Raw genomic sequence first — 23,631 nt, forward strand, 5'->3', positions numbered from 1 at the left:
AAACAAATTTGAATCTAGTTTTCTAGGTTTAAGCTATATAAATTTTAAGATATATAGCATGATAAAGTTTCAAGACTATAGGAAGAGGTGATGAAAGTGACAAAAAAACAATATGATGTGATGGTTATTGGATCAGGAGTAGTTGGCAGTGCAATTGCAAGAGAACTTTCAAGGTATGAATTAAAGGTAGGAGTATTAGAAAAAGAATTAGATGTTGTATGTGAAACAAGTGGTAGAAACAGTGGAGTTCTTCATGCTGGTTTTAACAATAGACCGGGATCACTTATGGCAAAATTTTGTGTAGAAGGTAATTTAGGATTTGATAAAGTAGCAAAAGAACTTAACATACCTTTTAAAAGAACTGGTAAATTAGTAACTGGTTTTACAGACGAAGATATAGAGGTATTAAAAGAATTAAAAGAAAAAGGAGACAAAAATGGTGTGCCAGGATTAGAGATTGTCTCTGAAAAAAGAATTAAAGAATTAGCACCAAATGTAGAGGGGAAAGCAGCGTTATATTCTCCAATGACAGGAATCTTAGATCCATTTATATATACTATTGCATTAGCGGAAAATGCATGTGAAAATGGTGTGGATTTTTATCTAGGAAGAGAAGTAACTAATATAGAAAGAAAAGAAGAATGTTATGAAATTACAACAAGTAAAGAAACATACTATAGTAAATGGGTAATTAATAGTGCTGGATTAAATTCAGATAAAGTAGCTAGAATGGTTGGTGTTACAGATTATACAATATATCCATGTAGAGGAGAATACTTTATTTTAGATCAAAAAGCTGGAAAGTATTTAGAAATACCAGCGTATCCAGTTCCAAATAAGAAGGAAGGTGGACTTGGAATACATCTTACTCCTTCAATTCATGGTAATGTATTTATTGGACCAAGTGCTCAGTACATTGATGAAAACGATAACTATTCGGCAACTGAAGAAGTTATGGACATGCTTGTAAGAGAAGGGAAAAAGATATTACCACAAATAAAAAGAGAACATTTTATTAGAAATTTCTCAGGTATTAGACCAAAATTAGTTAGTAAAGAAAAAGGTGGATATGCAGATTTTGTAATTGAAGAGAGAGAAGAAATACCAAATGTAATTAATTTAGTAGGAATTGAATCTCCAGGTTTAACTTCTGCGGTACCTATTGCAAGATGTGTAGTTGAAAAAATAAAAAATAAAGAGGCTTTAAAGGAAAATAAAGATTTCAATCCTATAAGAAAAGGAATAGTAAGATTTTCAGAGCAATGTGAAGAAAAACAAGCTGAGCTTATAAAGGAAAATCCAGATTATGGTGAAATTATTTGTAGATGTGAAACAGTTACTAAAGCAGAAATAATGCAAGCTGTTAAAAATCCACTAGGAGTAGAAACAGTAACTGGAATTAAGTATAGAACAAGAGCTATGATGGGAAGATGCCAAGGCGGTTATTGTCAAACTAGAATTGCAGAAATTATTATGAGAGAAAAAAACAAAAACGTAGATGAAGTAACTTATTCAAGAGATAATGGACAAATGTTTTTAAGGAAGGTGAGATAATGGAAGCAATATTAAAAGATGCAATTATCATTGGAGCAGGACCAGCAGGACTTGCAGCAGCTTTAAAACTAAAAGAAAAAGGGGTAGAAGATATCTTAATATTAGAAAGGGAAAAAAAACCTGGTGGAATATTAAGACAATGTATTCATGATGGTTTTGGTCTTGTAAGATTTAATGAAGCACTTAGTGGACCAGAATATGCAAATAGATTTGTAGAATTAGTAGAAAAAGCAAATATAGAAATAGAAACAGAAGCTACTGTAATAAACCTTACTAATAATAAGGAAGTTGTAGCGGCGACAAGAAATGGTTTAAAAAAATATAAAGCTAAAGTAGTTATTCTATCAATGGGTTGCAGAGAAAGAACAAGAGGGGCAATCAGTATACCAGGAACAAGACCAGCAGGTGTATTTACAGCAGGGGTAGCACAAAGTTACATGAATTTAAAAAATATTATGGTAGGAAAGAAAGTAGTAATATTAGGTTCTGGAGATATAGGACTTATAATGGCAAGAAGACTTACGTTGGAAGGTGCAAATGTACTTGCAGTAATAGAAAAATTACCATATCCAAGTGGACTTCCAAGAAATATACAACAATGCTTAAATGATTATGACATTCCATTATATTTAAGTCATACAGTAACGAATATAAAAGGAAAAGAGAGATTAAAAGCAGTAACTGTAAGCCAAGTAGATGAAAAAGGACAAATTATAAAAGGTTCAGAAAAGGAATATGAATGTGATACATTAATATTATCAGTTGGTCTTATTCCGGAAAATGAGTTATCTCTTAAAGCTGGAGTAGAACTTGATGAAAGAACAAAAGGACCAATTGTAGATGAAAATTTACAAACTAATGTTGAAGGAATTTATGCTGCTGGAAATGTACTTCATGTACATGACCTAGTTGACTTCGTATCTAACGAAGGCGAAAAATTAGCAGAATCAGCATCAAAATATATAAGAGATGAAAAAGAAAAAGAAAGTAAGATTTCAATAAAAGGTGATATAACTATTAATAACGTAGTTCCTCAAAGAATAAGTGGTGAGAAGGATGTAGAAATTTCTCTAAGAGTAAGCAGACCTTCAAGAGATGGAGTAATAGAAATTAAACAAGGTGAAAACGTTATTAAAGTTAAAAAACTTAAAAAATTAAATCCAGCTGAGATGATACACATAACACTAAAAAAAGAAGAAATTATTGGTAAAGAAGATATTAAGGTGGTGGCAGTATAATGAAAAAAGAAATGACCTGCATAATTTGCCCTAATGGATGTGAATTGTGTGTAGAGTTAGAAGAAAAAGATATAAAAAATGTAAGTGGAGCTTTATGTAAAAGAGGAGAGGCTTATGTTGCACAAGAAATAAAAAATCCAAAAAGAACAATTGCATCATTAATTAAAGTAAATAATGGTGATGCACCACTTGTTAGTGTAAGAACAACAAAAGCAATTCCAAAAGATAAAATATTTGATGTTATGACAGAAATCAAAAATAAAGAAGTTGAGGCACCTGTGAAAATTAATCAGGTACTTATTAAAAATATATTAGGTCTTGACTCAGATATTATTGCTACAAAAGTTGTAGACGGGAAATAATTAATTATGACTAAATTAGGTGATTCTTATGTCTAAATTAAATGGGGAATAAAAGTAAAAATATAACTTAAAACTATATTATTTAGACATAAGAAGCACTTATATAAGGAAGCCGTATTATAGAAATATTTTTAATTGTTAGGGACATAAGTAATAAAAATTGTATTTTATAATTTAAAAAAAATAAAATTTTAATTGCGGCATAATTCCAAGTAAGTTACTAAGGGGGATTGTTATGGAACTTTTAACTGCTTTTGGCAGTATATTTAGCATTATTATAATGATAGCTATTGGATATATTTTGACAAAAAAAGAGTGGATAGATAAAGCAGGAGCAAAATTATTTTCAAAAGTTGTTATAAATGTATCGTTACCAGCTTTGATGATTAATAATCTTATGTCGGACTTTGATAGAGCAAAGCTTTTAAGTTTAGGAAAAGGTTTAGTAGTACCATTTCTTTCTATAGCTCTTACTTATCTGATAGGTAAGATATTTATAAAAGTATTTAATATTACGCCTAAAAGAAGAGGAACATTTTTATCTATGTTCTTTGTATCTAATACTATATTTATAGGATTGCCAGTTAATCTAGCTTTATTTGGCTCAGAAAGTGTCCCTTATGTTTTATTATATTATATAGCTAACACAACTTTCTTTTGGACTATAGGGGTTTTTGAAATAAGTAAAGATGGTGGTGGAGATGCACAAGGATTTTTATCAATGAATACTCTAAAAAGAATATTTTCACCACCTTTAATGGGATTTATAGTGGCTATAATATTAATTATGTTAGCAGTTCCTGTGCCTAAATTTGTAATGGATACTTGTAAGTATCTAGGTAATTTAACTACACCTTTATCAATGTTATTTATAGGTAACACAATGTTTTATATAAATTTAAAAGGAATACATTTTGATAAAGATGTATGGGGAGTTTTATTAGGAAGATTTATAATTTCACCTTTATTAGTAGTAGGTTTATGTAAATTTTTCCCTTTACAAAGTCTTATGGCAAAGGTATTTATTATACAAGCAGCAATGCCGGTAATGACTAATACGGCAATAGTATCAAAATCATATGATGCAGATTATCAATATGCTGCAATTATGATTACTATATCTACTGTATTGAGTTTATTTATAATTCCTATATATAAAATACTTCTTCAATAAATATAAATAAAAAAATATTTTCAAGCATGAATTCCATTCTATAGGTATCTAAATATTAAAATACATAAACTAATGTAGTATTTGGGAAGCCTATAAAAAATTTTAAGTATTAAATATAATATAGGGAAATAAAGTGAAGTATTTCTACTTCACTTTATTTCCCTATATTAAAGAAGGATCTATAAGGTTATTAATAAATTTATTTAAGTATTAATTTCCTAAAAGGGTAGTATGAAAAACACTTGGAAGCTCTTTAGTTACACCATATGCATGATTAAGATGATCACGCATAGCTTTTCTAGCTAAATCCTCATCTCTAATTATAAGAGCTTCATATATAGCACGATGCTTTTCTATAGTATTATTTCTATCATTATTAGTTAAAGCCATATGTATTTGTTCTAATTGCTCATATATAAGTGTATTAAGTGTATTCATTAGTTTAGAACATAGTTCATTTTTAGCACAGTTTAAAATTGTTATATGAAATAGTTGGTCTAGTCTAGTAAAGTTTTTTATATCTCCTCTATCAAGATTAATTAAATCATCAGAAATTTTTTTTAGTTTAGTAAAATCTTCTTCTGTGGCCCTTTGACTAGCTAGTCCAACCATTTCTAATTCAATAGCCATTCTAAGTTCAAATAAATCTGTATTACTTGTTTTTTCAAAAGCTAAAATATATGTTAATGGTAAGTAATAATTATTATTTTTAGGATCGCTAATTGCAATTCCTTTTCTAGGAGATACAACTACAATTCCTAAGAATTCCATGACTCTTAATGCTTCACGCAAAGTTGGACGACTTACATTTAAAATTTCCATTAGTTCCGATTCATTATATAATCTTTCTCCATATTCAAGTTGGTTACTAATTATTAAATTAATAAATGTTTCAATTATTTGAAAATATGCTTTTTTATTTTTTACTGGCTTTATATTTATTTTATTCATAATTCACCTCAACATAATATATTTTATAGATTTGGTTTTTGTCCATATATTTATTTTAAATGTTATAGGTAGAACTGTCTACATTATTAAAGTAAGAAATTGCAAAAAAAGATTCAATTTTTAAAATAATAAGAAAATAAAGAATATTATAAAAATAATTAGAGTTAAATTAAAATTTTTATTATATATAATATGTATTTAAATATGGATTAATAGTAATAATATAAAATACAGTGTTAAGTATATAGTGAATAAATATAAAAAAATTTAAAAGGGGTATTTTTTATGAGTAAAGAAAATATAGTTTGTTTGTGTAATCACATAACAGAAGAAGATATTATAGAAGCTGTTAAAAATGGAGCTTCAAATTTAGAAGATGTTAAAACTAGAACTGGAGCAAGAAGTGGAATATGTAAAGGGGGAAGATGTTCTTATAGAATAAAACATATAATAGAAGATTACAGATAAATATAATATTGTTGGTAAAAACTATAATTATAAACTTATATTATTATTGAATTTTGAAATAAGCAAAGAACTGAAAAATTAAATTTTACATTTAATTTTGTAGTTCTTTATCTGTTAGTATAAATTATTTAAAAATATAAGAGAAAAATAGAAATATTTTTATGAAATTTTTATTGCAATAATAGAATAGGAATGTTTATATTAAGTAGTAATGATAGGGTAGTTAACAAATCAAAAAAGAGAGCTAGGTCAATGCATGGAAGAGATAATGGTGGATTATTAGCAAATTACCATATGATGATTCTCAAGATGGTATATCTAATACATTTTCTATAATTCCAGATTCACTTGGTAAATCAGAAAGTGAAAAAATAACTACTTTAAGTGCTATGATGGACGGATACTTCTCTCAAAATGTACATCATTTAAATGTCAATGTATTTAATAGGGAAACATTATTAGATGCTATTGATCATCCAAAATTGTATCCTCAATTACAATAAGTGTATCTGGCTATGCTGTAAACTTTATAAAATTAACTAGGGAACAGCAATTAGATGTTATAAATAGGACTTTTCATAAAAAATGTAAATATATAAAAGCTATTTAAGTTTAATATAATTAAAATTATTTATAAAAAATAGAGTACTTATATAGTAAGAGGTAGTCTATTTTGAATTTTTTTAATAAATTTGCTTGTTTTTATTGACATATTATTAACCAAATGTAATTATAATGTATATAGGTTATTAAATTACAATTAGAATTGAGGGGGAAAACCATGGAAAATAATAATGTAAATGATATGAAACTTGGGGCAGGTATAATAACAATGTCTGTTCTTACATTAATAGGAAGTGCACTTGCTGTTTTAGTATGTGTATTTCAAATTTTATTTAAAGACAAAATACAACAATTTTCAACAGGTATTGAAGGAGCAGTATTAGATCCTGTGACGATAGCAATATCTTTAGCAATGTCCTTAATAGTCGTAGTATCAATTATTTTAATTCTAAGGAAAAAGTCATTAGGAGTATATATGTATGGAACAATGGAGATTATTTCAACAATTTATAGTTTGATAATGAATCCTGAAAATATTATATGGACGTTAGTAGGATTAATATTTCCACTTTTAATGGGATTTTTCATATATAAGAAAAGAGCTATTTTTGGATTCAAAAATAAAAATAGCAATATAGAAGCATAATAAAAAAAGCTATAAGTTTTAAAAACTTATAGCTTTTTTGTTATTTATAAATTGCTTTAATAGGATCTAATTTTGAAGCATTATATGCTGGTATTATACCAAAAATTATACCTACAAGAACAGAAGTAATTGTAGAACCTATAAAGCTTTTTAATGTTAATACTGGTGGGAATGGTAGAAATGCTCCTACAATTTTTGAAAATAAAAATCCAAAGAAAATACCAAGTAAACCACCAGTACATGTAACTAAGATTGATTCAAAAAGAAATTGAAGTAGTATAGACTTTGGCTTTGCACCAATAGCTCTTCTTATTCCAATCTCTCGTTTTCTTTCAGATACAGAAACATACATTATATTCATAACTCCTATACCACCAACAAATAAAGATATACCAGAGACTAAAGCTACAAATGTTGTTAATCCGCCAATGATTTCTTCAAAGGTTTTAGTTATAGCTTCTGGGTCTTCCATTTTGTATTCTCCATCCAGTGTAGCATGGCTTTGAGCTAAATTGCTTTGTACTTCTGAGAAAACTTCTGTTTTATCATAGTTAGGTTTAACATAAACATCAAGAGTATTTATATTTTCACTGGTATTAACACTATCTTTAAAATTTTTGGATATATAACTTATACCATTAGTAAAAGAAAAACTACCTGCAGGTTTTAAAACACCTATAATTTCATAGGTTAAATCATTAATAGTTAATCCTTTACCAATTGAATCCTTAGGGTCTTTAAATAGTTCCTTAGCAATGTCACTATCAAGAACTATTTGTCTTTTATTATCCTCTCCATAATTGAATTTACGGCCGTATTCAATATCTAAAGTTTTATCTTGATAACTATCTAGAAAAATCATTACATTTTTATCAAAATACTTTGCTTGAGAAGCTGTAAAATCAAATCCAACGGCAATGCCTTTACTTACTTCAACTTTTTGAACACCTTCAATTTTTTGAAGAGAAGTTATATCAGAACTAGTAAAAGGTTCAATTAAGTTTATATCTACATCAGTGTTATTAGAGTGAAAATATACATTTATTTTATTAGCATTACTACTTTCTACTGATTTATTAACATGGGCTTTTAATCCATCACCAATAGATAAAATAGTTACTACTGAACTTATACCAATAATTATGCCAATCATTGTTAGGAATACTCTTAATTTATGAGATTTTAAACTGTAAATAGAAGTTTTTATTAAGTTAATTATAGACATATCTATTCCACCTTTTCGATTACTCCATCTTTTATATGAATTACTTTATTGGCATATTTTTTTAGGTCTTCATCATGAGTAACCATAATTATTGTTTTATTTTCCTTGTTAAGGGCTGTTAAAAGTTCCATAATGTCTGTCCCTGTAGAACTATCTAATGCACCAGTTGGTTCATCGGCAAAAATTACATAAGGGTTATTAATTAAAGCTCTAGCAATAGCAATACGTTGTTGCTGTCCACCAGATAATTCTGATGGTTTTCTATTTTTCTTATCTAATAATCCAACTAAATTTAAGTATTTATCAACTAATAAGTTTCTCTCTTTAACAGGAACATCTCCTTTGTAAAGTAATGGCAATTCAACATTTTGTCCAATAGTCAATGAATCTATAAGATGAAATTGTTGAAATATGAAACCAATATATTCATTTCTTAACTCAGATTTTTCATTTTCATTTAAACCTGTAACATCTTTTCCATTAAAAATATATTTTCCATTATCAAAACTGTCTAAAAAACCTAAAATATTCATAAGGGTAGTTTTACCGCTACCAGATTTACCCATTATCATTAAAAAATCTCCTTGCTTAATACCAATATTTATAGATTTTAGAGCATGAAGATTTAAAGTTTTCATTTTGTAGTATTTATTAATATTTTTTAACTCAATAATATTATTCAACTACAATACCCTCTTTCATTTCTGGAGATGGTTTCTTTATAATAACATCATTTTCCTTAAGACCTTCAGTTACTATAACATTTCCTTCACTTTCTTTAGAATATTTTATTTTTTGTTTAACAGTTTTATTATTTACAGATTTAAATACATAATAATTATCTTTTTGTCCTAAAACAGCAGTTTTAGGTATTTTTATAGTAGGATCAGTCAAGTTAATAGTAGCTTGAACGTGAAATCCATTAGTTAATCCAGTCTGAGAATCTAGTGAAATATTTACTCCATAATGAGAAATATCGGAAGAACCGCCAGCTGCACCTGCTCCATTTAATGAAACTGCTTGAGATGAAAGTGGTCTATTTCCAACAGAAGATACCTTTCCTTTTAAACTTTGGTTTGTTGGAAGAACTAATATATTAGCAGTTTGTTTTTCTTTTAATTTAGGTAGTTCCTTCTCACTTATATTACCTTTTACATAAAGATCAGTAGTTTCTATAGTCATATATGGTGAAGTTGCTTCTTTTGAATCATGTAATATTACATTTCCATCAATAGGAGAATTTATATTAGTATATTCTTTATTCTTTAAATGACTAACTTGATCTTGTAGAGAAGATAGTTGAGCCTTTAATGGTTCAAGTTGAGAAGTAACTCCATCTAATGGAGCTGTTCCACCTAGTTGTGTCTTCAAATTACTTTTTTCTTTTTCTAATTGTTCAATTTGTTTTTTTGTAGATGATATTTGACTATTTAATTCATAAATCTGATCTGATACAGCATCATTTTTATAAGTGAATAGAAGTTCATCTTTTGTTACTGCTTGATTATTTTCTACTGCTACTTCATTTACAGTGCCTTTAGTAGGATCTAAAAATATATCTTCGCTTTCACTAGGAGTTATAACACCATTAACATATACTTTTTCTGATGCGGGTATTGTATATAACTCTATTTTTTTATCATTACCCTTTGAAGTCATATTCTTCTTTAATAAATAAAAGCCAACAGTACTTGCTGATATTATAAGAAGAATAAGTAAAATTATTAAAAATTTTTTTTTCATAAGAATTTCCCTCCAAATAAATATATTAAAAAAGTAAAAGTAAGAATTTATAAGCTTGTCTTAATTGTTGAGCATATAGTCACTCTTATGTATGTTTAAAACTTATGCCTTACATATTTATAAGTTTTAAATATATTATCGCAACTTTATAGTGAAAATGCTTTTATAAAAATAAATTTATATTTAACCTAAAAACACTACTTTAGGTTTAAATTACAAAAATGATAAATTAAATTTCTATTTTATCTCATATATTAAAAATATTTTTACAAAATATATGGGAAAAACTTACTTTTCTTTTTCTATTGATATTTACAAACAATAAAATACTTTTTATTCTATTATAAGTAAAATATATAAAAAAAACTAGGATATTGTAAAAAATAATATATTTATTAGTAAATAAATATAAAAAAATGGACTTTTTATATAAAAAATCCATTTAAAGTTATAAAATAGGTGAAATTAATCGAATTATTGATTCACATATTTTATACCAAGTACTTCTATTATTATATTTTTCTAAAGTTAAAAGTTTACATTTTTTTTGGTCAGATATAAATATATCTTTATGTTGCATAGATATTATATCATCATATATTATAGCATTAATCTCAAAATTAAGTTTAAAACTTCTAATATCAAGGTTAGCAGTACCTACACTGCAAACAGAATCATCAGCAACAATAGTTTTAGAATGAATAAAACCATTTTGATACCTGTAAAATTTAATTCCACATTCAATGAGATTACCAATATTAGCACTTAATGCCCATTCCATAAAGAAGTGATCTGGGCTTCCAGGAACAATAATTCTTATATCAACTCCAGATAAAGCAGAGATTTTTAAGGCTTCTATCATAGGTCTATCTAAAACTAAATAAGGAGTTTGAATATATATATATTTTTTAGCATTAGTTATTATTTTAAGATAATTATATTTTATATACTCATCGATGTGGTCTGGTCCAGAAGATACAATTTGGATACCTACATTACCATTATTTACTGTTTGAGGGAAATATTTTTCACTTTGAGATATGCTATCATTAGCAGCATAGTCCCAATCTAAAGCAAAACGTTTATTTAATTCTTTTACAGCATCACCTTCAATTCTTAGGTGGGTATCACGCCAAAAATTAAATTGTTTTCCTTTATTTATATATTCATCACCAACATTAAAACCACCGACATAACCTATAGTTCCATCTATTACTACTATTTTTCTATGGTTTCTATAATTTATACGTAGGTTTACTAGCTTCGTTAAACCTGGAAAGAAAATAGCAAATTTTATACCAAGACTTTTTATATATTCTTCATTTTTACCACGAAGACCTCTAGAACCCATTCCGTCAACTAAGAGTCTAACTTCTACTCCGTCATCAACTTTTTTATTTAGAAGGGAGATTAATTCACGTCCTAATCCATCCATTCTAAATATATAATATTCAATGTGAATAAATCTTTCTGCTTTTTCAATGTCTTCAAGTAGATTTGAAAATTTATCTTCTCCACTAATAAATGTTTTCACACAGTTATATCTTGTAAACTCAGAACCAGAATTATTATAATTCATTTTTACTAAATCAGTATAGTTTTTAGCTGAAGTGTTTCTATGGAGTAATACATTAAATTCTTCTGTTAAGTTTTTGGATTTATGTACATCAATAGCAGTCTTTTCTTTAAATATTTTTTCTCTACTTAAATTTTGGCCTAAAGCTAAATATATTAAAAATCCTAAACCAGGAAGTACAATTAAAATTAATAACCATGCCCAAGTAGTTTCAGGTTCTCTTCGTTCAATAAAAACTAATGAAAGAGCACAGGCAATATTTATTAATTCAATAATTAAACCTAAAATAAAATAGCTATTCATTTATTGCCTCCTATTTATCATATACTAATAATATTATACATTATTATAGGAAAACAATCTCCAACTTAAATTTATACATGAAATTTTTATTATCAGTTAAGAAAAAATATAAATAAAACCTAAAGTAATCAAAGCTAGTCCTAAAAAAGTACGTTTAGTATTATTAGGAACATAGTGAGTAATAATCACCACAACTATTAAATGTTCACTATTAACTTTAAACTAAAATAATCTGTTAGTTATTGATAAAATATTAATTTGAGTTTTCTTACTTAATAAATAAATTTAAAATTTAATTTGGAACCCTATAGCAATAAATATATGATTTTAAAAATTATATTCAAAGGAGGTATTTATATGAATGGATGTGGATTTGATTGCAATATTTTTGCAGATGCTAAATTGCCACCCTGTGCAAGCTTTTTAGGTAGTTATGACCCTTTGATAAAAGATGGAAAATTACTTTATATAAACTATAATAGATTATTTTTTTTTCTAACGTACAATTCTTTATCAATTCAAAACTCAAATTATGTCCCTAAAGATGTATCAACATATTCATTTCAAGAAAATGCTAATATTCAGATATCTATATATGATTTTTTTATAGGTATATTTATAAATGAAATACAATCGGGTAAAAGAAATTATGATAAAGATATTAAAATACATGATAATAATGAAATAGATAAATTTATTAAAGCAATAATAGAGAATAATTATGAGAATATATTTGATCAGTTTATACCATCATTAACATATGTAATTTCAAATTCTAATGCTATTTTATCATTGTATACTGGAACTATACAAATAAGTCCAATTAACTTTTATATTGTACTTATGCTGAATAGATTTGCCAATGATAAAGCATTACTATATGGTAATAATGCTTATGTAACGCCTGATTTTATAAATTATAGTTTAGCTAATTTATTTGTTCAATGTAACCCATACTAAAATTGAAAACTATAATACTAAAAGTTTTAAACTAATTCATAAAGTATTTTTAGTAATTTGAAAATATAAAACTAAAAAGACAATTTAAAAGATTAAAATTAGAAAATTTTAATTATTAAAAAGTTTGAACTTAAGAAAAAATACTAGTATTATATAGTAGTTAGAAAATTAACTTTAAAATAAGAGAGGTGAGAATGGTATATAAATTACCAGAGTATATGAGAAACAATAAGAGAAATGTTGTAATAGCCATAATGATGGTTATGTTTTTAGCTGCATTTGAAGGAACGGTTGTTAGTACAGCAATGTCAACCATAGCAAAGGATCTTCAAGGTTATAATCTTATAAGTTGGGTATTTTCAGCTTATCTTTTAACTTCAGCAGTTTCTACACCTATATATGGTAAGCTTTCAGATTTATATGGAAGAAAGAAAATGCTGACATTAGGTACTATAATTTTTATAATTGGGAGTTCATTTTGTGGTATATCACAATCTATGACTCAGTTAATAATGTTTCGTGCAATTCAAGGAATCGGTGCAGGATCAATATTAACAATAACTTATACAATAATTGGAGATATATTTGATATTTCAGAAAGAGCAAAAATACAAGGTTGGTTAAGTACTGTTTGGGGAATTGCAAGTTTAATAGGTCCGTTTTTAGGTGGATTCCTTATAGACTATTTATCTTGGCATTGGATATTCTTTATAAATGTTCCTTTTGGAATAGCATCTATAATTTTGTTACATAGAAATTTTGAAGAAAAAGTAGTGAAAACTGATGCTAAAATAGATTACATAGGCATTGTTTTTTTAACAACGTCTATAATATCAGTATTACTAGGTGTATTCATTGGTATTATTAAATTTAGAATTGTACTTTTTGTAATAGCTATTATATCTTTAGTTTTATTCTATTTTACAGAAAAGAAATCTTTAGAACCAATAGTACCATTTGATATTTTTACACGAAATACAATTATTGCAAACTTGATTTGCTTTCTAGGATCTGGTGCTCTTATGGCTATTGAGGCATACACTCCATTATATACGCAAAATGTATTAGGCTATACACCAACAATTGCAGGAGTAACAATGGCACCAATGTCTATAGCATGGCTTTTAAGTTCATTTATACTTTCTAAAACTCTATCCAAATATGGAGAAAAAATAGTAGTAATTGTAGCTATAATGTTATTAACTATAGGATCAGTTATACTTAAATTAGTAGGTGTTTCAACTCCAATAGTACTACTTATAGGAGCAATTGTAATAATGGGTTTTGGATTTGGTGGTGTATTTACAACACTTACAATTACAGTACAATCAGCAGTAGGGTATGAAAAAAGAGGAGCAGCTACTTCTGTTAATGCACTTATAAGAACATTAGGACAGACAATAGGTGTAAGTATTTTTGGAGGGATAATAAATTCTAGTATAGCAAAATATTTTGCTGGCTTAGGTATGAATGGAATTAATTCTGAGAATATATATAATTCTGAGGCTACTAATGATCAAATTAGAAATGCTTTTTATAGTGGAATACATAGCATATATTTTATGATTATATTTATTATGATAGTATGTTTGTGCATATCAGTATTTATAAAAAATAATAGTGTAGAAAAACAATAAATATTATAAGAAAGCTGTTGCAATGTTAACAAATAAAAGTTAACAGAGCGATAGCTTTTTTATGTGTAAGCATAAATAATTAAAGATTATTTTATTATAATATTGTTAAACTTAAAACAAATTTTACAAAATTTTATTGATAAAATTCTGTTGAAATTTGTTTTTAAAAAGGTATTTATATAAAAAAAATTTATTAAATCTATAAATTTCATAGGAAAACATATTGACAATATAGCTGTGAAATAATATTATAAATATAAAGATGATTGTGATAATTATGACAATTTAAAATTGTATAGGCATTAAAATATAAATTTATAATAAATTTTAATTATAGAATTAATATTAATGATTTAAAAGAAATTATTTAGGGGGTATTATTATGGAAAATAAAGTTGTAAATATAATGGGAGATAATATTTTATATATATCAATAATTGATACAGATGGAAAAAGGCATACAGTTACAAATGTTAGACAGGCATCTGATATTAAACGTATTCAATTACTAGGTGACATGGATATGCTTGTAACAGAAGTAAGATTAAAATATATATCTAATGTTAGAGATTACAATAAATACTTTTTAGGATATGTTAATGAAAATATTTCAATAAATAAGGAAATACGTTGCGAAACACCATTAAAATTAAATTTAGCAATAGAGGGGATTTTAAAACAAAGTGGTTTAGATTATTTATTATAATATATAAATTAAAATATTATTTTGACAATTTAGAGAGACTGTTTTAAAGTAGATTTAAAATTCTATTTTAAAACAGTCTCTTTTATTTTAAAATAAATTCTATAGAGTTCCAAGGTTACTTTTTAAAATACCCATACAAAAACTTAGATACCCAAAATAGTGAGCCATGTTCCTAATTTCTTAAAATTTAACACTACATTTTGCATAAAAGTATTTTAAAGTTATTGAAAAAAATTAAATGGGAGCTTGTTTTCCTATAAAATTAGATTAGTTAAAAATAAAAGAATTTGTTTGTATATTTTGATGCAGTTTTAATTTTTTATTTACTTTGATAAAATTTATTTCAAAATATGTTAAATTTTACATGGGAAAATAGCATATATTAATTTATTTAAATAATAATGTTTTATATTTTGAATGAATATGTTAAAATATACAAAACGAACAATTGGAAAATTACAAAAACTACATTAAATATTACAAAAATTAAAAATATATATTTATTACTTATATATTATATTAAAAAAAATAAGCAACATAATAGATAAATTTAAAATGGGGGAATTGAAATTGAAAAAAATAGCAATTATAGGTACCTTAGACTCAAAGGGGGAAGAATATTCATATTTAAAGAATATTATAGAAAGACAAGGGTTAGAAACATTAGTTATAGACGTAGGAATTTTTGAGCCAAGCATTGAAGCAGACATTAAGAATGAAGATATAGCAAAATCTGTTAATGAAAGCATTAAAATGTTACAAGAAAAAAAAGATAGAGGATATGCTGTAGAAATTATGTCGAAAGGTGCAGTTAAAGTAGTTAAGGAACTTTATGATAAAGGTGAAATTAGTGGAATAATAAGTCTTGGAGGTTCTGGGGGAACGGCGCTTGCAACACCATGTATGAGAACGTTGCCAATAGGTGTACCTAAAATTATGGTGTCTACATTGGCATCAGGAGATACTAGACCTTATGTAGGAGTTTCAGACTTAATAATGATGCATTCTGTGGTAGATATATCAGGTTTAAACTCAATATCAAAAAAAATAATACAAAATGCAGCTAACGCCATAGTTGGAATGGTAAATAATGAAGTTGTAGAAAATAAAAAAAGTGAAGAAAAAAAACTTATAGCAGCAACAATGTTTGGAGTAACAACTCCTTGTGTTACTAAAGCCAGAGAATATTTAGAAAGTAAAGGTTATGAAGTTATAGTATTTCATGCTACAGGAACTGGTGGACAGGCTATGGAAAATCTTATTGATGGAGGATTTATTGACGGAGTATTAGATATAACAACAACAGAGTTATGTGATGAACTAGTAGGCGGAGTTTTATCTGCTGGTCCAAATAGACTAGAAGCATCTGTTAAAAGAGGCATTCCTCAAATTGTGTCTACAGGAGCGTTAGATATGGTAAATTTCGGGCCATATGAAACTGTACCAGAAAAATTTAAAGATAGAAAATTTTATAAACATAATCCAACAGTAACACTAATGAGAACTACAAAAGAAGAATGTAGAGAGTTGGGGAAACTAATATGTAAAAAACTTAATAAAACTAATAGTAAAACTGCTATAGTTTTGCCATTGAAAGGAATATCTATGATAGATGTAGAAGGTCAACCTTTTTATGGACAAGAAGAAGATCAAGTATTGTTTGATACTATAAAAAATAATATAGACAATAAAAATATAGAAATAATAGAGGTTCAACAGGATATTAATGATGAAAGAATAGCTATATTAATGGCTAAAAAATTAATAAATTTAATGGAGAATAAATAGGAGGAAAATAAAATGAAATTTACAAGAGAAGTTATTTTAGAAAGACTTAATAAGGAGATAAAAAATGAAAATATAATATTAGGTGCTGGAGCTGGAACAGGTATATCAGCTAAAAGTGCTGAAGCTGGTGGAGTTGATATGATTATAATATACAACTCAGGAAGATATAGAATGGCTGGAAGAGGTTCTCTTGCAGGTTTATTATCCTATGGAGATGCAAATCAAATCGTTATGGATATGGGAAAAGAAGTTTTACCAGTAGTAAAAAACACACCAGTATTAGCAGGAGTTTGTGGAACAGATCCTTTCAGAATTATGGAAGTATTCTTAAAAGAATTAAAAGATTCAGGATTTGCAGGAGTACAAAATTTTCCTACAGTAGGTTTGATTGATGGGACATTTAGAGAAAATTTAGAAGAAACTGGAATGGGATATGATTTAGAAGTTGAAATGATAAGAAAAGCTCATGAAATTGGATTATTTACAACTCCTTATGTATTTGATAAAGATCAAGCTATAAAAATGGCTGAAGCTGGTGCAGACATACTTGTTGCACATATGGGGTTAACAACAAAAGGAAGTATAGGTGCTAAAACATCTAAATCATTAGATGAATGTGTAGAGTTAATACAAACTATTCATGATGAAGCAAAAAAAGTTAATCCAAATATACTTGTTATATGTCATGGTGGTCCAATAGCAGAATCATCTGATGTTGAGTATGTACTTTCTAAAACTAAAGGAATAGTTGGGTTCTTCGGAGCATCTAGTATAGAAAGATTAGCAACAGAAAGAGGAATTAAAAATCAAACTGAAAGCTTTAAGAATCTTAAATTATAATTTAAAGATAAAAAATGTAGTGAGTTTTAATCTTATATAATAAAAACTATGAAATTACATATTTAAAGATGTGATTTCATAGTTTTTTATTATATATTGTATTTAAAATTTATTTTTTCTTTTTCCAAGAATCTTTTAGAGATACTATTCTATTAAATACTAAATTTTCATTAGTAGAATGTTTTTTGTCTACACAAAAATATCCATGACGTATAAATTGAAACTTACTTTCTTTAGGAGCTCCTTTTAAGGATGGCTCTAATATAGAGTTTTTAAATATTAATAATGATTTTGGATTTAATTTTTCATCCCAACCTTTAGAAGAATCTTTTAATAAACCTTCATCTGATAAAAGCTTATCATATAAATTAACTTGTGCTTTTATACCGTGAGATGCAGATACCCAGTGAATAGTACCTTTAACCTTTCTTCCAGTAAAACCAGAACCACTTTTTGTTTCAGCGTCGTAAGTACAATGAAGTTCTAGAATATTATCATTATCATCTTTTATAACATCATTACATTTTACAAAATAAGCACCTTTTAATCTAACCTCATTACCAGGATATAAACGATGGAATCCTTTAATAGGAGTTTCCATAAAATCTTCTTTCTCTATATATATAACTTTGGAGAAAGGAACTTTTCTAGTACCTGAATTAGGATTTTGATTATTATTTTCAATTTCTAACATTTCTACTTCATTATCTGGATAATTAGTTATAATAACTTTAAGTGGATCAAGAACAACCATTTTTGAATCTACCTTAGGTTTTAAATCTTCTCTTAAACAATGTTCAAGCATTGAGATATCAACAGTACTTTGATTTTTAGATACTCCTATTTCATTAACAAAAGCTTTAATGCTTTCAGGAGTAAATCCTCTACGTCTTAATCCTTGAATAGTAGGTAGCCTAGGGTCATCCCATCCATCTACATAGTTACCAAATACTAATTCTTTTAAATATCTTTTACTTGTTACAACACCAGTTAAGTTCAATCTACCAAACTCTCTTTGTTTTGGTGGTTCACAAAAATCTAACTCATTTAAGAACCATTCATATAAAGGTCTGTGATCTTTAAATTCCATGGAACACAAAGAATGTGTAATGCCTTCAATGGCATCTTGTAATGGATGTGCAAAATCATACATTGGATAGATGCACCATTTATCTTCAGTTCTATAGTGGGATGCATGAAGTATTCTATATATTACAGGGTCTCTAAAGTTTATGTTAGGAGAAGACATATCTATTTTAGCTCTTAATGTTTTAGCTGAGTTTTCAAATTCTCCATTTTTCATTCTTTCAAATAAATCTAAATTTTCTTCTATAGACCTATTTCTATAAGGACTATCTTTTCCAGGTTCAGTTAGGGTTCCTCTATATTCTCTTGTCTCATCTGGCGTTAAATCACAAACATAGGCTTTCCCTTTTTTTATAAGTTTTACAGCACATTCATAAAATGTATCAGAATAATCAGAGCCATAAAATATTCTTTCTTTAGGTGAAAAACCTAACCAATTTATATCATCAATGATTGAATTAACATATTCAATATCTTCTTTTAACGGATTTGTATCATCAAATCTTAAATTAAAAGTACCATTGTATTTTTGAGATATAGAATAGTTAATATTAATAGCATAAGCACTACCTATATGAAGATATCCATTAGGTTCTGGTGGAAATCTAGTAGCTATATTTCTTGAGTAAGCATTATTATCTAAGTCATCATTTATAATTTTATGCAAAAAATTTGAATTTATATTTTCATTAATTGAATTACACATTTAATTCCCTCCATTTATGAGATTTTAAGTATTTACCTATTTTTATTTACAAGTTTGTTTACCTAAATTTATTTACATAGTTCAAATTTATATTTGGATAATTTATATTTGGATAATTTATATTTGGATAAAATTTCTATTTAGATAAAATTTATATAAAATAAAAAAACTCTCACCCCCAAGACTAATTTTTAGCCTTGGGGACGAGAGATACATTCGTGGTGCCACCCCAGTTCATTAACATGTTACCATGTTAACCTCTTCAAGTACGACTTAAATTTAAAATGTTAAGTGATACTCTAGCTCTATAACAGGAGCGCCTGTCATACCATCCCTAAAAGTTCCGATATGAAGCTCAAAGACTTGCTTCAATTAAAACATCTTTACTCCTTCTCAGCTACTGGAGTTCTCTGTAAAAGAGGAATTTAATTTACTCTTCTTATCATCGCTATGAAAATAATAATATTTTTATAAATAGTATCAAAGAAAAAATATTATGTCAAGAAAAAGATTAAAAAAAATAAAAAAAGAGTAGAATAAATTATAAATATAGATATAGCAAGATTGAATATTTTTTAACATAATTAGAAAAGTATCTGTTAAATCTATGTTAAATGGTTTGAATTCCAGTAGTTTTAATAAATAAAGTTAGTTATATTATAAATAGCTTTATAAGACCAATTTATGAAATACATAACTAAGAGGTGAGAGATGAAATTTTTATCTAATTTTTTTAAAGGAATAGCAATCAGTATATCACAGATAGTTCCAGGTGTTAGTGGAGGGACTATAGCTATAATTCTTGGAATTTATGATGATTTAATACATGCTATAAACAATATTTTAAATGACTTTAAAAATCAATATAAATTATTAGTGCAAGTAGGATTAGGAGCTATTATAGGTATATTTTTATTTAGTAATATAGTAAAAAATATAATTACAAAATATCCTATAGAAGCAGGATTCTTTTTTATCGGTATAATTTTAGGTGGAGCACCTTTAATGTATAAAAAAGCCACTAAGAAGGGATTGTTGAAAAAAAATTTAGTTTATTTAGGATTAGGTATTCTAATTGTAGTTATTATGTCAGGGGAGTATATCGACAATTCAAATGTGATAACTAATTTAAATATTTTAAATTTTATTTGGTTGTTTATAGGAGGAATAATAGTTGCAATAGCTTTAATACTGCCAGGAATAAGTGGATCTTTTATGCTTTTAATTTTAGGTTTGTATAACACAGTTTTAACTGCTGTATCAGATTTAAATTTTTTAATACTTGCGCCAATTGGATTAGGCGTAATAATAGGTACCATTGCAACTGCCAGAACAATAGAAAGATTGTTAAATAAATATCCGCAGCAAATATATATGCTTATATTTGGATTTGTTTTAGGTTCAGTGGTATCTATATTTCCAGGAATACCTACAGGTATATCTTCAATAGTATCTGTAATATTATTAGTTTTAGGATTTATCTTTATATATAAGATAAGTGAAGAATGAATATAGGGTTCCAAATTAAATTTTAAACTTATTTATTTATCAAATGAGAAAACTCAAATTAATGTTTTATCAATAACTAACAGATTATTTTAGTTAAAAGTTAAGAGTTATTGTGATTATTACTCACTATGTTCCTAATAATATTAAACGTACTTTTTTAGGATTAGTTTTTATTGCTTTAGATTTTATTTATATTTTTTCTCAACTGATAACAAAAATTTGATGTATAAATTTAAGCTGGAGATTGTATCCCTATATATAAGCAAACTGAAATATAAAAATTTTTGATAAAAGGAATAAAAGTTTCTTATATTCACAATATAATATTGAACAAATATTATATTTAGGAGGATATTATGAACAGAGAACAAAAAAATGAAAAGCATAATAGTGCTAAAAAAATGATTATAGATGGTAAGGATTGGAATGATATAATGCAAGAAACTGGTTTAAGACTTAAGGATTTAAAAAGAATTCAAAAGGATGAAATAAACCCACATTTTTAGTGGAAAATTCCTGCTGGTTTGGAAAGCAGGAATTTTTTATATTAAACATTAAAAATAGATTATTTGGTATTTACATTTCTATATTTTAATTGATCTAATTTGTTATCTAATATAAATTTTCTTAAAAGCTGTTCATCCGCTTTATTAATAAATTTAAATTTACAACCATAATTATACATATGATCTGTTTTGAATTTTCTTTTAGTCTCAGTTATTATAGTAATAGTGGTAGTACCTATAGGTAGTAAAAGAATAAAGTTTAAATCAATTGGTAAGTTAAGAGGACTCTCTAATAATATGCCTGAAATACTTATATTCTTAGCTATCATTAATATAGGTTTTGAAAGATTAATTACTTCTTTATAAGACTTTTTTAATATGTTTACTGGTAAGGTTATATTTATATTCACACGACTATGTAGCCGCCGATTTTTAGAATATAAAAAACGTATATTAGTAAATTCTATATTTTTTACGTCTACTTTAGAAATGTTAGCTTCATAAACTAATACACCCTCTTTTTTAGAAAATATACTTAAAAAAAAGTTTTCTTTATTATTTAACATAGGGTCATTATTGACAGACATAATCAACTTGTTATTATCAAAATATTGAATTATTCCAGTTGCGGTTAAATCTCCATATAAGGACTCCGCTTTTATTAAAGAATAGTTATATTTCACAGTTATACCTCCTTATATATTTAAAAAATTAAATTATATATCATATTATGGTTCAAAAGAATGTATAATTCAATATAAAATTACAAAAAAAGTAAAGAAAATGGTGAAAATATAAAAAGTAAAGAAATAATTTAAAATTTTTTTAATTGTATTGACAATTAATCGAAAAAAAGGTATGTTAAAAATATATCAAATGATATTTTAATCATTTTTAATTAGCTTTAAAAATTAACTTTAATCAATTTATAAGAAAATTCTTTATTTCAAGGTAGGAGGAAGTAATATGTTTAAGAGTATAATATCACCAGGTAAATATATACAAGGAAGCGCTGTGTTAAAAGATATAAGAAATCATATATCAGATTTGGGAAAATCATTTTTTGTAATTGCTAGTGATAATGGAATAAAAAGAACAAAGCCTATTATAGAAGAGAGTTTTAATGAAAAAAAATACAACTTAACATTTGAAAGTTTTAATGGAGAATGTTCTAAAAATGAAATTAATAGATTAAGAAAAATTTTAAAAGAAAATGACTGTGATGTTGTTATAGGTATAGGTGGAGGAAAAATTTTTGATACTGCTAAAGCAGTGGCTTATTATGAAAATATTCCTGTAGTAATAGTACCAACAATTGCATCTACTGATGCACCATGTAGTGCATTATCTGTTATATATACAGATGAAGGTGTATTTAGTGAATATTTAATGCTACCTAAAAATCCTGAAGTTGTAATAGTAGATACTGAAATAGTTGCAAAGGCACCAGCAAGATTATTAGTGGCTGGAATAGGAGATGCATTAGCTACTTATTTTGAAGCTGAAGCATGTTTGAAATCTAATGCTTGTAATATGGCAGGTGGAAAAATTACAAAGGCGGCGATGGCTTTAGCAAGTTTATGCTATGAAACATTGTTAGAGGATGGATTAAAGGCAAAACTTGCAGTAGAATCAGGAGTTTGTACTACTGCAGTAGAAAATATTATTGAAGCTAATACTTATTTAAGTGGTATTGGATTCGAAAGTGGTGGACTTGCAGCAGCTCATGCAATCCATAATGGATTTACTGTTTTAGAGCAATGTCATCATTTGTATCATGGAGAAAAGGTTGCATTTGGAACTATTGTTCAATTGGTTTTAGAAAATAGAACTATGGAAGAAATAGAAGAAGTTATAACATTATGTCTAAACTTACAGTTACCTATTACATTAGAGGATATGGGTATAATTGAGATAAAAGAAGAAGAAATTAAAAGTGTAGCTAAGGCAACTTGCTTAGAAGGTGAAACAATTTATAATATGCCATTTGAAATTAATGAAGATATGGTTTATGCTGCAATACTTTCAGCAGATGCAATAGGAAGACTTTACAAATAGACATTAGAATAAAGTTATGAATTTTAGTTAG

The 23,631-nt window shown here is 26.6% G+C and carries 21 protein-coding genes, 1 pseudogene and 1 other annotated feature; of the genes and pseudogenes, 15 read left to right on the forward strand and 7 right to left on the reverse strand.

Annotated features, from left to right (window positions below; translation table 11 throughout):
• Positions 1-90: 90 nt before the first annotated feature.
• The 4 genes from KQI36_RS11605 to KQI36_RS11620 all read left to right on the forward strand — a co-directional run bounded on the left by KQI36_RS11605 (position 91) and on the right by KQI36_RS11620 (position 4,328).
• Positions 91-1,554: an NAD(P)/FAD-dependent oxidoreductase gene (locus KQI36_RS11605; protein ID WP_010299238.1), complete on the forward strand. Its 1,464-nt coding sequence runs from the start codon at positions 91-93 to the stop codon at positions 1,552-1,554.
• Positions 1,554-2,792 (forward strand): NAD(P)/FAD-dependent oxidoreductase, encoded by a 1,239-nt coding sequence (locus KQI36_RS11610; protein ID WP_216451015.1) that lies wholly within the window; start codon positions 1,554-1,556, stop codon positions 2,790-2,792. Before KQI36_RS11605 ends, KQI36_RS11610 begins: the two co-directional genes overlap by 1 nt.
• Entirely contained in the window at positions 2,792-3,154 is a 363-nt protein-coding gene (locus KQI36_RS11615; protein ID WP_216451016.1) for a DUF1667 domain-containing protein, read from the forward strand. The genes KQI36_RS11610 and KQI36_RS11615 overlap by 1 nt, the downstream gene beginning before the upstream one ends.
• A 235-nt stretch (positions 3,155-3,389) precedes the next feature.
• On the forward strand, positions 3,390-4,328 hold the full coding sequence (locus KQI36_RS11620) for an AEC family transporter (protein WP_216451017.1): 939 nt from the start codon (positions 3,390-3,392) through the stop codon (positions 4,326-4,328).
• A 210-nt stretch (positions 4,329-4,538) separates the two neighbouring features.
• On the opposite strand, the gene KQI36_RS11625 is transcribed toward KQI36_RS11620, so the two are convergent.
• Positions 4,539-5,279, reverse strand: a complete 741-nt coding sequence (locus tag KQI36_RS11625) for a FadR/GntR family transcriptional regulator (RefSeq protein ID WP_010299228.1) — start codon at positions 5,277-5,279, stop codon at positions 4,539-4,541.
• Positions 5,280-5,564: 285 nt separating this feature from the next.
• Here KQI36_RS11625 and KQI36_RS11630 point away from each other — a divergent pair, with 285 nt between their 5' ends.
• The 3 genes and pseudogenes from KQI36_RS11630 to KQI36_RS11640 all read left to right on the forward strand — a co-directional run bounded on the left by KQI36_RS11630 (position 5,565) and on the right by KQI36_RS11640 (position 6,957).
• Complete coding sequence (locus KQI36_RS11630; protein ID WP_010299225.1) at positions 5,565-5,747, forward strand: (2Fe-2S)-binding protein; 183 nt, start codon at positions 5,565-5,567, stop codon at positions 5,745-5,747.
• Positions 5,748-5,990: 243 nt separating this feature from the next.
• Positions 5,991-6,357: pseudogene (locus KQI36_RS11635) on the forward strand (glycine radical domain-containing protein); the annotation flags it as partial.
• A 171-nt stretch (positions 6,358-6,528) separates the two neighbouring features.
• Positions 6,529-6,957, forward strand: coding sequence for a hypothetical protein (locus tag KQI36_RS11640; RefSeq protein WP_216451018.1), 429 nt, complete (start codon positions 6,529-6,531; stop codon positions 6,955-6,957).
• Positions 6,958-6,997: 40 nt separating this feature from the next.
• Here the strand turns inward: KQI36_RS11640 and KQI36_RS11645 are convergent, their stop codons facing one another.
• From KQI36_RS11645 to cls, 4 genes are all read right to left on the reverse strand, one after another.
• Complete coding sequence (locus KQI36_RS11645) at positions 6,998-8,182, reverse strand: ABC transporter permease (RefSeq protein WP_216451019.1); 1,185 nt, start codon at positions 8,180-8,182, stop codon at positions 6,998-7,000.
• Between the two features lie 2 nt (positions 8,183-8,184).
• Positions 8,185-8,865 (reverse strand): ABC transporter ATP-binding protein, encoded by a 681-nt coding sequence (locus KQI36_RS11650; protein WP_244991576.1) that lies wholly within the window; start codon positions 8,863-8,865, stop codon positions 8,185-8,187.
• On the reverse strand, positions 8,858-9,925 hold the full coding sequence (locus tag KQI36_RS11655; protein WP_244991577.1) for an efflux RND transporter periplasmic adaptor subunit: 1,068 nt from the start codon (positions 9,923-9,925) through the stop codon (positions 8,858-8,860). The genes KQI36_RS11650 and KQI36_RS11655 overlap by 8 nt, the downstream gene beginning before the upstream one ends.
• Positions 9,926-10,373: 448 nt before the next feature.
• Complete coding sequence (cls, locus tag KQI36_RS11660) at positions 10,374-11,804, reverse strand: cardiolipin synthase (RefSeq protein ID WP_216451020.1); 1,431 nt, start codon at positions 11,802-11,804, stop codon at positions 10,374-10,376.
• Positions 11,805-12,161: 357 nt separating this feature from the next.
• Between cls and KQI36_RS11665 the strand changes: the two genes are divergently transcribed.
• The 5 genes from KQI36_RS11665 (at position 12,162) to KQI36_RS11685 (ending at position 17,735) form a co-directional block, all read left to right on the forward strand.
• The gene (locus KQI36_RS11665; protein ID WP_216451021.1) at positions 12,162-12,764 is read left to right on the forward strand and encodes a hypothetical protein; all 603 of its coding nucleotides are present in this window, start codon (positions 12,162-12,164) and stop codon (positions 12,762-12,764) included.
• Positions 12,765-12,958: 194 nt separating this feature from the next.
• The gene (locus KQI36_RS11670) at positions 12,959-14,401 is read left to right on the forward strand and encodes an MDR family MFS transporter (protein WP_216451022.1); all 1,443 of its coding nucleotides are present in this window, start codon (positions 12,959-12,961) and stop codon (positions 14,399-14,401) included.
• A gap of 382 nt (positions 14,402-14,783) precedes the next feature.
• On the forward strand, positions 14,784-15,107 hold the full coding sequence (locus KQI36_RS11675) for a hypothetical protein (protein ID WP_061996516.1): 324 nt from the start codon (positions 14,784-14,786) through the stop codon (positions 15,105-15,107).
• Between the two features lie 570 nt (positions 15,108-15,677).
• Complete coding sequence (locus KQI36_RS11680) at positions 15,678-16,895, forward strand: Tm-1-like ATP-binding domain-containing protein (RefSeq protein WP_216451023.1); 1,218 nt, start codon at positions 15,678-15,680, stop codon at positions 16,893-16,895.
• A 12-nt stretch (positions 16,896-16,907) separates the two neighbouring features.
• The gene (locus KQI36_RS11685) at positions 16,908-17,735 is read left to right on the forward strand and encodes a phosphoenolpyruvate hydrolase family protein (RefSeq protein ID WP_216451024.1); all 828 of its coding nucleotides are present in this window, start codon (positions 16,908-16,910) and stop codon (positions 17,733-17,735) included.
• Between the two features lie 109 nt (positions 17,736-17,844).
• Here KQI36_RS11685 and KQI36_RS11690 read toward each other — a convergent pair whose 3' ends face one another.
• Positions 17,845-19,527 (reverse strand): glutamine--tRNA ligase/YqeY domain fusion protein, encoded by a 1,683-nt coding sequence (locus KQI36_RS11690; protein ID WP_216451025.1) that lies wholly within the window; start codon positions 19,525-19,527, stop codon positions 17,845-17,847.
• Positions 19,528-19,723: 196 nt separating this feature from the next.
• Positions 19,724-19,982: a binding site (T-box leader), on the reverse strand.
• Positions 19,983-20,238: 256 nt separating this feature from the next.
• Between KQI36_RS11690 and KQI36_RS11695 the strand changes: the two genes are divergently transcribed.
• Both KQI36_RS11695 and KQI36_RS11700 read left to right on the forward strand, forming a co-directional pair.
• Positions 20,239-21,036 (forward strand): DUF368 domain-containing protein, encoded by a 798-nt coding sequence (locus tag KQI36_RS11695; RefSeq protein WP_216451026.1) that lies wholly within the window; start codon positions 20,239-20,241, stop codon positions 21,034-21,036.
• A 356-nt stretch (positions 21,037-21,392) separates the two neighbouring features.
• On the forward strand, positions 21,393-21,542 hold the full coding sequence (locus tag KQI36_RS11700; RefSeq protein WP_010299183.1) for a hypothetical protein: 150 nt from the start codon (positions 21,393-21,395) through the stop codon (positions 21,540-21,542).
• Between the two features lie 59 nt (positions 21,543-21,601).
• Here the strand turns inward: KQI36_RS11700 and KQI36_RS11705 are convergent, their stop codons facing one another.
• Positions 21,602-22,225, reverse strand: a complete 624-nt coding sequence (locus KQI36_RS11705; protein WP_216451027.1) for a PilZ domain-containing protein — start codon at positions 22,223-22,225, stop codon at positions 21,602-21,604.
• Positions 22,226-22,508: 283 nt separating this feature from the next.
• Here KQI36_RS11705 and KQI36_RS11710 point away from each other — a divergent pair, with 283 nt between their 5' ends.
• Positions 22,509-23,600 (forward strand): glycerol dehydrogenase, encoded by a 1,092-nt coding sequence (locus KQI36_RS11710; RefSeq protein ID WP_216451028.1) that lies wholly within the window; start codon positions 22,509-22,511, stop codon positions 23,598-23,600.
• The last annotated feature ends 31 nt before the right edge of the window (positions 23,601-23,631 follow it).

This window comes from Clostridium senegalense (genome assembly GCF_018916625.1).
Classification (GTDB): domain Bacteria; phylum Bacillota; class Clostridia; order Clostridiales; family Clostridiaceae; genus Clostridium_J; species Clostridium_J senegalense.